The 10,502-nt window shown below is 64.3% G+C and carries 10 protein-coding genes; 2 read left to right on the top strand and 8 right to left on the bottom strand.

Annotated elements, in window-relative coordinates:
* Window positions 1-438: 438 nt before the first annotated feature.
* The 5 genes from BKH32_RS05685 to BKH32_RS05665 form a co-directional block, all read right to left on the bottom strand.
* Window positions 439-1,302: a hypothetical protein gene (locus BKH32_RS05685; RefSeq protein ID WP_256691064.1), complete on the bottom strand. Its 864-nt coding sequence runs from the start codon at window positions 1,300-1,302 to the stop codon at window positions 439-441.
* A gap of 198 nt (window positions 1,303-1,500) precedes the next feature.
* Window positions 1,501-2,364, bottom strand: coding sequence for an LppM family (lipo)protein (locus BKH32_RS05680; RefSeq protein WP_256691062.1), 864 nt, complete (start codon window positions 2,362-2,364; stop codon window positions 1,501-1,503).
* A 124-nt stretch (window positions 2,365-2,488) separates the two neighbouring features.
* Window positions 2,489-3,361 (bottom strand): LppM family (lipo)protein, encoded by an 873-nt coding sequence (locus BKH32_RS05675; protein WP_075249041.1) that lies wholly within the window; start codon window positions 3,359-3,361, stop codon window positions 2,489-2,491.
* Between the two features lie 76 nt (window positions 3,362-3,437).
* Complete coding sequence (locus BKH32_RS05670) at window positions 3,438-4,469, bottom strand: LppM family (lipo)protein (protein WP_075249040.1); 1,032 nt, start codon at window positions 4,467-4,469, stop codon at window positions 3,438-3,440.
* Window positions 4,470-4,495: 26 nt separating this feature from the next.
* The gene (locus tag BKH32_RS05665) at window positions 4,496-5,368 is read right to left on the bottom strand and encodes an LppM family (lipo)protein (protein WP_081376706.1); all 873 of its coding nucleotides are present in this window, start codon (window positions 5,366-5,368) and stop codon (window positions 4,496-4,498) included.
* A 243-nt stretch (window positions 5,369-5,611) separates the two neighbouring features.
* Between BKH32_RS05665 and BKH32_RS05660 the strand changes: the two genes are divergently transcribed.
* Together BKH32_RS05660 and BKH32_RS14355 are read left to right on the top strand one after the other, a co-directional pair.
* Window positions 5,612-7,459, top strand: a complete 1,848-nt coding sequence (locus tag BKH32_RS05660; protein ID WP_075249039.1) for a phosphoenolpyruvate carboxykinase (GTP) — start codon at window positions 5,612-5,614, stop codon at window positions 7,457-7,459.
* Window positions 7,460-8,713: 1,254 nt separating this feature from the next.
* Window positions 8,714-9,097 carry a hypothetical protein gene (locus BKH32_RS14355; protein ID WP_256691053.1) on the top strand — a complete coding sequence of 128 codons (384 nt, stop codon included), beginning with the start codon at window positions 8,714-8,716 and terminating at the stop codon, window positions 9,095-9,097.
* Here the strand turns inward: BKH32_RS14355 and BKH32_RS05645 are convergent.
* The 3 genes from BKH32_RS05645 to BKH32_RS05635 all read right to left on the bottom strand — a co-directional run bounded on the left by BKH32_RS05645 (window position 9,085) and on the right by BKH32_RS05635 (window position 10,343).
* On the bottom strand, window positions 9,085-9,690 hold the full coding sequence (locus tag BKH32_RS05645; RefSeq protein ID WP_075249037.1) for a hypothetical protein: 606 nt from the start codon (window positions 9,688-9,690) through the stop codon (window positions 9,085-9,087). The two genes, BKH32_RS14355 and BKH32_RS05645, sit on opposite strands and share 13 nt — an antisense overlap.
* 81 nt (window positions 9,691-9,771) lie before the next feature.
* Entirely contained in the window at window positions 9,772-10,149 is a 378-nt protein-coding gene (locus tag BKH32_RS05640; RefSeq protein ID WP_075249036.1) for a type II toxin-antitoxin system VapC family toxin, read from the bottom strand.
* A complete protein-coding gene (locus BKH32_RS05635; RefSeq protein ID WP_053585783.1) occupies window positions 10,146-10,343 on the bottom strand; it encodes a type II toxin-antitoxin system VapB family antitoxin in 198 nt (65 codons plus the stop codon). Before BKH32_RS05635 ends, BKH32_RS05640 begins: the two co-directional genes overlap by 4 nt.
* Window positions 10,344-10,502: the final 159 nt, after the last annotated feature.

Raw genomic sequence — 10,502 nt, 5'->3', positions numbered from 1 at the left:
GCAGGAAGTGGGGTGGAGACCTTCCGGGAGCGGGCCGACCGCGGGCGGGTGCGTGGTTCAGGTATTCGGCGTCTCCATCTCGATCTGAGGTAGTGCCGTCTCCTCACTTCTGAGGCAGGTGAGTGTCAGGGCTTGTGAGGCGCTCGCTCGGGCAGGACCCCGGGGCAGGCCGGTGGTCCTGGAGGCGACTCGGAGGGGTGTTGGTGTCCACGACGCTGACATTAACCCCGCACCGGCGATGCGCGTCGGGGAGAAACCGCAGTATTCCAACGATCTCCGCTGGACCTACTGACGTCGGGCCCGTTGATGTCAGCGCTGTGAACACCGAGGCGTGGGACTCGCCGACTCCGCGGGGTCTTGGTGGCGGGGCTGGGTGCTCCCGGGCCGAGGACGGCCGAACGGTTCGCGGCTGGCTCGATGCCTACCCGGATCTGAACGTCAGTAGCCGCCATAACCGTTGTGATTCGATGGAAGATGCGGCGTGGGGTTCGGCCCCTGGGAGTAAGGCGGCTGGTACTGCTGCGGAGTCGGCGAATAGCCGGGCTGCGCGGGGGGCGGGCCTGCCTGAGCTTGAGAGGGGAAGGCGACTGGTTGTGAAACGGGCATGAGAGTGTTTGCTTGAAGCGACTGCTGCCCCAGCGCATCCAGGTACTTCTGCTCCCGATTCTTCTTGAGCGTGTTACTGACGAGAGCGACAATTGCTCCGACAACAGCGATCACAACGAGTATCACGATGATGCCTGTCATCCCGCCCGATGAGTGAGACGAGGACGTCGAATTGGGTGCGGGTGTCGAACTGGACGAGGGTGTCGAGCTGGGTGCAGGCTGAGATGCTGCCTGGGCGGTGTCCTTACCGCGGACCTTGTGGTTGTCGAAACCGGTGAACGAGACCTTGTTCTGCTCGTCACCCTCGATCTTCCCTCCATCGGCGTCCGTCACCTTGCCGGGGAAGATGATAGTGAGGGGTGTCGAACTGTTATTGTTGCTGCCGGATGTGGAATCATTGTGAGTATCGACGACATATTCATCTCCGTCGTGCGACACGAGATTGCTTTCGGATACGGTTTTAGTGAAAGCGGCCTTGCAGATCGCCGTTCCGTTCTCGTTGGTGAAGGTCAAATCGGGCTTGGTGGAATTCTGATTTGTAGAATTCTGAGTGAAGCTGCTCTCGACGCAGAACTCTTTCAGGTTCTTTTCTCTGGAGGCCGGTGAAGTGATCGTGATGGTGCTCGTCACCTCTTGATCGGACTTGATGACGATCTCAACACTGAGCTTATCTTCTTTCGTGAGCGTTGCAAGCATTGCGGCACTGCTGGGGGATGCTGCCGCCACGAGGAGGAACGAGATTGCGAGACAGAGCATCCCGGCGAGACTTGTGGCTGGGGTGTGTCTCAGGGCGAGGTGACGCATGTACGGCCTTCGAGTGGTGAGATGGGGGTGGCTGGAGGGTGGTGCAGGGGCCTCGCTAAGTACGAAGAGCTCCAGTGCCGCCGTCAGAGCTCAACCCCGGGGGAGGAGGAGCTGACGGGGGCTGGGAGGGGGTGGTACAGCCCCCGGAGGCATCACGCCGCTCGGTCCGGGCTGGTTGTAACCCTGGGCGACGAAGTCCGAGGGAGACGGAGGCGCTGCGCCGGGAGCCTGCAACTGACCGGGAGCATAAGGCTGCTGCAGCCCGTATCCCGCCGTACTGACCATATAGGCCTGCTGCTGAGACTGCTTCTTGCGGTGATTGAGGAACCAGAAGACGCCGCCGCCGATCGCTCCGACCAGTACAACCCCCATAATCACCCAGACCCAGGGGAAGGCAGGGGTGTCCTTACCTTTGACTCGGTACTTGCCGGGCTCAGTGAAGGTCACCGTATTTCCGCTGACCTTGCCGCCGTCGGCATCCGTGACCTTGCCGGGGAACGTAACGGAGAGCTTGTACTCGCCGTCGTATTCAGAAGGGGTGGGGAGACCGCCCTTCTTGCTGTCGAGAGTGTACTCGTCACCCTCGTGCTCAATGAATCCCTCGACTTTGGAGATGCTCCGCGACTTGGCGGAAAGTATGCAGGTCGGGAAGCCGTTCTGCTCGGCGTAGGAAGCCTTCATGTCCTCGAATGAGTCCATGAGGTTTGAAGGATCGCAGCGGTTCTTCACGTTCTTCTTGGCATAGGATGTTTTGCTCGTGATCTTGACCGTAATGGTCATGTCATAGGTGTCGTTGTCGTTGATGACGACCTTGGCTGATAAGGACATTCTGTCGTCGCCGCTCTCGGTGGGGACGGCAGCGTTGCCCTGAGGGGTCAGGAGTGCCAGGAAGAAGAGAAATGTGAGAAAGGCGATTGTTTCAGGGAAACGGTGTCGGGAGGCGGTCACGGCCATAGTCCTCACCCTAGCTGGTCGGTGGCGATGGGGTTCTCGCACGGGGAATGATGACGCGAAGAAAGGTGTTGTGGCCCTGGATCCTCAGATCTTAGGGCCACAACAACAGGAGGAAAGGGGCGGGTCAGTAGGTGCCTTGGCCTGGGGTGCCGTAGCCCGTCTGCTGGCCGGGCTGAGCCTGGGGGGCTCCGTAGCCCGCCTGCTGACCGCCAGCGCCGTATCCGGGCTGGCCCTGGGGCGTGCCGTAGCCCGGCTGACCAGGCTGAGCCGGGAACGCCTGACTCGGGTCGTAGCCCTGGACAGGAGTCCCGTAAGGCATCTGGGTCTTGTTCTTCTTGCTGCGGGCAACGAAGAATGCGACCGCACCGCCGATCACTGCCAGGACGCCGACTGTGATGATGATCCAGACCCACATGGGAATGGAGCCGTCTCCGCCCTTGACGGTATGGGACTTGATGTCGGTGAAGGTGACCTTGTTGCCCTCAACCTTGCCGCCGTCGGCGTCAGTGACTTTTCCGGGGAAGGTGATGGTCTGGGTGACGTCAAGCTGGCTCGTGTCGCCGATTGCCTCGTCGGAGCCGATCTTAACGACGTACTCGTTGCCCTGGTGTTTGATTGAGTCTTCGCTGTCCTTGATGGAGGCTGTTCCCTCAATTGTGCAGATGCTTGAGTCGCCCTTCTTCTTGAAGGTGGCCTTGGCGTTCTTGTTACTCTTGCCGAGCTGTGGCTGGGAGACATCTTCGGCTTTACAATTGTCTTCGTTGAAGATACCGAAACCGCTGTTGTCGGTCAGCACCAATTTCGCATAGTAGGTGTCGTTGGACTTGATGACGACATCAGAGGTGATCTTCAGGCCGGAGCCCGGGGCGTCGTCATCCATGGGGACGGCATGTCCCGGGGCGCCGATCAGTGCGAGGGGCGCGGACAGGATGAGCGCCGCAAGAGCCGTCAAGACGGACAGGGGTCTAGGAATGCGGTGAGCGATGGCAGGTGTCATACCCACACAGTAGCGGTTCAGATGCCTGGTTGTAACCGGATCATCATGGGTATCGTTCCCCTCGCCGGGGAGGCCGTCACCGGGGCTGCTGAGACGGGGGCTGGAAGTCCGCGGGACTATGCCCTTCCTGATAGGGCATCTGTGTGTACCCCGGTCCGGGCGGCTGATGTCCGCCCTGCTGAGTTCCGTAAGTGCTGAAGACGCCTGCGCCTCCAGAGACCTGAGGCGGGGGGAAGGCAGCGGTGTCCTGTCCGGGGTCGGCGTAGGGGGCGTAGCCATCGTGAAGGTTGGTGACGGGATAGGGGCAGGTCGGTCCCGGCATCGGCTGCAGGGGTTCCAGGGCAGACTGATATGGGCCACCGACGTAGACCTCCGGGGACATGGTGCTGGCGGCCGCGGCCCCCTGAGGGGCCTCGCCGTACGGCAGTGCCGGAGCCGGCTGCTGGGATCGGCGAGTCCTCAGGAGGTACACCACGACGCCGACGACGATGAGGAGGACGACGGCAATGGCCGCCGCGGTCATCCACCACTGCAGGTGGAACCTGCCGTCCCCGCCCTCGGCATGGAGAGCCTCAGAGCTCTCCAGCACGTTGTCCCAGGTGACCTTGTTATCGTCGTTCCTCCCGTTGGACTTCGTCACCTCTTCGGGAAAGGTCACGGATATCGAGATCCTCATTCCCCCCGAGGCACCCGGGGAGGAGGGGAAGGAGTCATCCGCGCTGAGCTTGCCCAGCGCCTCGGGGGACAGGTCGAAGACGTACTGCCCGCCCTGGTGCTTGATCGTCCAGACATCGGTCTGCAGCTTGTTGAGCGGAACCGACTTGGCTGTGACCTGGCATGCAGGCTGCCCGTTGTGGGACGTGAAGGTGTAGATCGCCTTGACGTCCTCGGGCAGGGGAGTGGACTTCTCGAGCTTCTCCTCGGTGCAGCTCTCCCTGCTGATGAGCGACAGCCCCGATGAGTCCCACATGACGTAGGACAGGTCGGCGGTCTCATTGTCATGGATGACGAAGTCGTAGTGAGCCCCGCAGCCGGCCAGCAGCAGTGCGAGGCCGGTCAGTACCGCTGCGGTCACGCTTCGCCTGGCAGTGCGGGAGTCATGAATCATGCGGCGAGTCTAATTCGGTGCCGTGACTACGCGGAATAGTCGGAATGCTCAGTGGCGCCCTTGCGCTGCCTCCGTGGCGAGTGACCACGGCTGCGCCGTCGTAGGACAGCCACCGCCAGCCCGCCGCCGAGCAGGGCCAGGCCGGCGGTCAGCCAGATGCGGGAACGGCTCCACCACGACACGCCCCGGGAGTCCTGGGCATAGCCCGAGGCGCTCACGCCCTTGGCCACCGTGTCCGGGTCGTCCCAGGTGACCGTGGTGCCCGAGACCTTCCCCCCGCCGGACTGCGTCACCGCGCCGGGAAAAGTGACGGAGACCTTGGTGTCGACGACGCCCTTGAAGGACGTGCTGGTCGGCTCAGTCCCGCCCGGATCGCCCGAGCCTCCCGACGGCGCGACAGAGGCCTGCGGTGCGCTCCCCTGTGCGCCGGCGGCCCCGTTGTCGTCCCGGGAAGGGTCGGAGGGGAAGGGCTGGATCGTCACCTTGTAGACCTCGCCGTCGCGCACGACGATCGTGTTCGGCTCGGCCTGTGAGGCCTGGGGGACCTTGACTCCGCTGATGGTGACCCGGCAGCCGAGTCCGTCGTCCCCGGTGATCGGCTCGGCCTTGACCGTGGTGCCCGCGGGCACGCCCAGGGCGGTGGGGTCGGAGTAGGCCGAGCAGTCGGGGGTCTTTCCCTTCGGGAAGACGGTTCCGGTCGTGTCGCGCATCTCCAGGGCGACGTCGTAGCTGCCCTGGGAGCTGATGGTCATGTCCATGTGAGCGGTGCAGGCGGACAGCACCAGACAGGCGGCGGTCGCCACCACGGCCGGTCGAAGGGCCCGGGGTACCCGCGAGCGGGGTTGAGCGCGAGGCAAGGAGCTCGCGGAGCTGGACGCGGAGGACGGCGCGACGGACATGCGGGCACGCTACACGCTCGCAGTGGACCTTCACTGAGGGCGGAACGACGCCGTTTCAAAGGCGGCAAAAGCCGCCATCCTCCCGAATGTGGCCGATTACATGCCGGTACGGCCGGGAGGAGAGGCCGAGTTGGGACCTTCGGCGATGTGACCTGAGGCGCCAGGTGGGGGAGTATTACCCTCGACCGAGCGAACCGGCAACGGCGCGCTCACCGGATCAACATACCCAAGGAAGGGACTCGCATGACTGTGTCTGAGAAGGACGTTCGCGCCGCCGCACCGGCTAACGCCCCTGAGGATGTCATCAAATTCGTCACGCGCATCGCCGAGCTGGCCAAGCCCGAGAACGTCTACTTCGCGGACGGTTCACAGGAGGAGTGGGACCGCCTCACCACTGAGATGGTGGAGTCCGGCGTGTTCACGCGCCTCAACCCTGACAAGCGCCCCAACTCCTTCCTCGCGCGCTCCCTGCCCAGCGACGTCGCCCGCGTGGAGTCCAGGACCTTCATCTGCTCCGAGAAGGAGGAGGACGCCGGCCCGACCAACAACTGGTACGACCCGGCCGAGATGAAGAAGATCCTCAACGAGAAGTTCGACGGCGCCATGCGCGGCCGGACCCTCTACGTGATCCCCTTCTCCATGGGCCCCCTGGGTGGCCCCATCTCCCAGCTCGGCATCGAGATCACCGACTCCCCCTACGTGGTGGTCAACATGCGGATCATGACCCGCATGGGTGCGGCCGCCATGGACCTCGTCAATGAGGGCCGCCCCTGGGTCCCGGCCGTCCACTCCGTCGGCGCCCCCCTGGCCGAGCACGAGAAGGACACCACCTGGCCCTGCAACGACGAGAAGTACATCACCCACTTCCCGGAGACCAACGAGATCTGGTCCTTCGGCTCCGGCTACGGCGGCAACGCCCTGCTGGGCAAGAAGTGCTACGCGCTGCGCATCGCCTCGACCATGGCCCGCCGCGACGGCTGGATGGCCGAGCACATGCTCATCCTGCGCCTGACCGACGAGAAGAGCGGCAAGCAGTACCACGTCACCGCCGCCTTCCCGAGCGCCTGCGGCAAGACCAACCTCGCCATGCTCCAGCCCACCATCCCGGGCTACAAGGTCGAGACCGTCGGTGACGACATCGCCTGGATGCGCCCCGGCCCCGACGGCCGCCTGCGCGCCATCAACCCCGAGGCCGGCTTCTTCGGCGTCGCCCCCGGCACCTCCTACGACACCAACCCCATGGCCATGGACACCATGAAGGCCAACACCATCTTCACCAACGTCGCCCTGACCGACGACGGTGACGTGTGGTGGGAGGGCATCGACGCCCCGATGCCGGAGCACCTCATCGACTGGCAGGGCAACGACTTCACCCCGGCCGACGCCGCCGAGGGCAAGAAGGCCGCCCACCCCAACAGCCGCTTCACCACCCCGGCCTCGCAGTGCCCGATCATCTGCCCCGACTGGGAGGCCCCCGAGGGCGTGGCCATTGACGCCATCCTCTTCGGCGGTCGCCGCGCCACCAACGTGCCGCTGGTCGCCGAGCAGTACGAGAACGCCCACGGCGTGTTCATCGGCTCCGCCGTGGCCTCCGAGGTCACCGCCGCCGCCCTGGACGCCAAGGTCGGCTCCCTGCGTCACGACCCCATGGCCATGCTGCCCTTCTGCGGCTACCACATGGCCGACTACTGGTCGCACTGGCTGGAGATGCAGGAGAAGCTGGGCGACAAGTTCCCCAAGGTCTACCAGGTCAACTGGTTCCGCAAGGACGAGAACGGCAAGTTCATCTGGCCCGGCTACGGAGACAACTCCCGCGTGCTCGACTGGATCGTGCGCCGTGCCTCCGGCGAGGTCGAGGCCGTCGACGGCGTCACCGGCCGCTACCCCAAGTTCGAGGACTTCAACCTTGAGGGCCTCGACCTGGGCGAGGAGGAGTGGGCCAAGATGTACGACATCGACCCCGAGGCCTGGTCCGCCGAGATGGACGACACCGAGGAGTACTACAAGCAGTTCGGTGACAAGCTGCCCGAGGCCATCAAGGAGCAGCTCGCCAAGTTCCGTGCGCGCATCGATGAGGCCAAGAAGGCCTGATCACGGCTGAGGTCCTTCCCCGCGGAGGACTGAGACGGGGGCTCCGACCGGTTCGCCGGTCGGAGCCCCCGTTCGTTACCGCTGTTGCCGCCCTCGCCGCCGGCTCGGTGGCTGCCGCGTGCCGTTTCGGCGTCGAGGACGCACCCTCGGGCGTGAGAACTGAGCCTCGGGGGCATGTGCTGTCTCCTCACTTGTGAGACATGTGAGTGTCATGACTTCTGAGACGCTCGCTCGGGCGGGAAGCCGGGGCGGGCTGGTGGTCCTGGAGCGGGCGGTTGGCTGAGAGAAGAGGCCTGGCAGGTCTTGGTGGGTCGCTGGTGTCCATGGTGCTGACATCAAAGGCGCACCGGCGCCGCACGCCGAAGATCAGCCGCAGGATTCCAACGATCCCCACGGGGTGCTTCGATGGCTGGATCGTTAATGTCAGCGCTGTGGACACCGGGCCGCGCGGGAGTGAGTCCGGGGTTCTTGGTGGAGCCCGGCGCCTCCGTCACAGGTCCGCCCCAGGCCGGCCTACTGCACGAGGGGCGGGATCCACTGGCCAAGGGGTGTGCGTACTGCACGAGGGCCCCACCTACCTGCAGTACCCCCCCGCCCCTCCTCCAGTAGCACCCCATCCTCGTGCAGTGCATCAGATGACGCCGGCAGCCACCGGAGTGACCGGGGCAGCTCCCCTCCGACAGACCGAAGCGCAGCTCTCCCATCTGGCAGACGCACCCAAGCGGTGAACACGAACCGACGAGTACGCGCTACTACAGTGACGAAGGGCCGTGAGTGAGCATCTGGGCTGCTCTCCCACCGTGCCGATGATTCCAGCGGAGTGAAAGGTACGGAGCATGGAATGGCCGGGCAACGACCTCGGTGGAGGTCGTGGGAACCTGTTCGATGAGGGGCTGGGGAAGTCGATGCGATGGTGGGCGACGGAGACGGCCGATGGGCGCCTCATCCTGCGCCGCTCGGCGGCGATCCGCTGCTGTGCACTGGCGGCGCCCCTGGCGTCGGCGGCGCCGAGGTTCACGCTGTCGACGCTCGATCTGACTGAAGACTCGTCCTACAGCGGATTCATTGAGCGGACTCGGATCGCGATTGAGAACGGTGACGATGACGATGCCATCAGGCTTCCCGGATGCGTCATCGGGATGACGTGGGGGAGCTCTCGGGATCGCGCCTCTGCGGCTGTTCTTCGAGACGGCCTCGCACAGCGGATCGGATACTGCCTTCGCGGTGCTCTTCCTTCTGCTCGGACCGGTTGCCATGGCATATCCGCTCTACAGGATCTACGAGTGCTTCCAGCGAGTCGTTGTGGACGAGCAGGGTATTCGTGCCGGAAGACGCTCGTGCGTCTGGCCGGAGTCCCGCTCCGGACTGTTCGTCGCCGGGGACCGGATCTTCGTTGTCGGCCTCAACGGGAGGCACCTGGCCCTGGATGGCGCCGGTGTCACGTGGGGGAGCTTTCAACGCAGGCAGGAGCAGCTGGTCGCCAGGTGTGAGGCGATCTGGCTCTGGGGGGTCGCTCACGGCGCCACCCAGGAAACCGGTCGTTATCTTCCCCTCGCGAACGAGGGCATGCAGGATGAGCGCGAGACCCTCGAACGCAGGATCGGCTTAGTGGTCCCTCATCGAGGTCAGGCGGCTTGATTCTGGGCGGCCAGGGCCCGGTGGCGTCGGATGAGGAGGAAGATGGCAAGGATCCAGCAGATCGCCCCGACGGCCACGCCGGCAGCCAAGGGCACGATGAACTGACTGGCCGTGAGGGTGGGGCCTACGAGGATCGTGTCGGTGTCATCCAGACCCTCGCATGAGACCCGGTAATCTCCCGCCTTGTCAGTTTTGAATGTCAGAACCGAGTTGAACTCGCCGTCGTTGTTGGAGACGTGCGTTCCGAATCTGCGGGAGGTGGGGACCTCCTTGCCGTCAGGAGCAACGACGGTGCAACTGTCGACGATGGCGGAAGTGGTTACGTACAGGGCGCGTTCGTCATTGCCACTCAGGGTGACCTGCTGCCCATTGGTGATGACGTCTCCACTGCTGACGAGACTGACAACGACGATGGCCGACCCGATGCCCCCGATGAACAGTCCCATCACTGGGCCGATGACGAACAGGATGATCGCCGTGACCAGCTTTCCGACGTGCGTCTGGCGGGGACGCTGCTGTCCGTAAGAGGGTACGGCCTGATACGGGGGCTGATACGGCGGCTGGTACGGGGGCTGATTCTGGGGAGTCGACATCGGTTCGTTTTCTGGGCGTGCTTCAACTGTTGTTCTAGCGTAGCAAGTCGGATTTCCTGCGAAGCGGCCTATTCCCGTACCTCAGCCGTTGGGCCCCTCGACGAAGGAGACTCCGTGCTCCTCGGTAGCGCGGAGCAATCGCTTGTCGCGTGTCCACAGACGGGCGCCAGGGACCAGCATGACGGAGCCGAGCAGGTGCGCATCGACTGGGCTGAGCCCTCGGCCCCACAGTGCATGGACCGCGACCAGAGCCAGTAGCTCGTCATGTGAGAGGGCCGGGAACTGGTGGAGGTGCGCCAAGTGCTTGAGGACGTCATCTCTGGCTTTGAGTGACCCCATCGCCAGCTCCTCCGCCACGAGTGGATGGGCCCCGATCTCGTCCTCGTGCAGCAGGTTGACGAGTACTGGGTCCGAGCGGTGGAAATGATCGATCCATACCGAGGTGTCGACAAGGATCACTGGCTGGCGCTCCGACGCCGTGGAGCGGCGCTCGCCTTCCGGTCAGAGCCGCCGAGAGCCGCAAGGCGACGTGCGCTCTCCACCCTGATCAGGGTCTCCAGGCCGGCCCGCAGCAGCTCGGTGCGCTCGGTGATGCCCGTGAGCTCCTGAGCGCTGGCAATGAGGTCATCACTGAGTGTCACAGTGGTTCGCACGATACCTCCTGCACCAGAATCGTCATCAGATGATGCATATTCTAGTGTGGCTCAGATGTGATGGCCAGCCCCGCCGTCGCGACCAGGGCGACCGGACCCGCACGGTGCGTGCTTCCTGCCCACCATGTTCTGATCTTCACGCAATATTCGGGCGGGGCC

This window comes from Actinomyces oris, assembly GCF_001929375.1.
Lineage (GTDB): Bacteria > Actinomycetota > Actinomycetes > Actinomycetales > Actinomycetaceae > Actinomyces > Actinomyces oris_B.
Note: the sequence above shows the minus strand (reverse complement) of the source record. Positions and strands in the feature narration are given on the sequence as shown.

Bases quoted from the DNA above. Each gene is read 5' to 3' on its own strand.
- BKH32_RS05685 (WP_256691064.1), bottom strand. From the start codon at position 1,302: ATGCTTGCAACGCTCACGAAAGAAGATAAGCTCAGTGTTGAGATCGTC.
- BKH32_RS05680 (WP_256691062.1), bottom strand. From the start codon at position 2,364: ATGGCCGTGACCGCCTCCCGACACCGTTTCCCTGAAACAATCGCCTTT.
- BKH32_RS05675 (WP_075249041.1), bottom strand. From the start codon at position 3,361: ATGACACCTGCCATCGCTCACCGCATTCCTAGACCCCTGTCCGTCTTG.
- BKH32_RS05670 (WP_075249040.1), bottom strand. From the start codon at position 4,469: ATGATTCATGACTCCCGCACTGCCAGGCGAAGCGTGACCGCAGCGGTA.
- BKH32_RS05665 (WP_081376706.1), bottom strand. From the start codon at position 5,368: ATGTCCGTCGCGCCGTCCTCCGCGTCCAGCTCCGCGAGCTCCTTGCCT.
- BKH32_RS05660 (WP_075249039.1), top strand. From the start codon at position 5,612: ATGACTGTGTCTGAGAAGGACGTTCGCGCCGCCGCACCGGCTAACGCC.
- BKH32_RS14355 (WP_256691053.1), top strand. From the start codon at position 8,714: ATGGCATATCCGCTCTACAGGATCTACGAGTGCTTCCAGCGAGTCGTT.
- BKH32_RS05645 (WP_075249037.1), bottom strand. From the start codon at position 9,690: ATGTCGACTCCCCAGAATCAGCCCCCGTACCAGCCGCCGTATCAGCCC.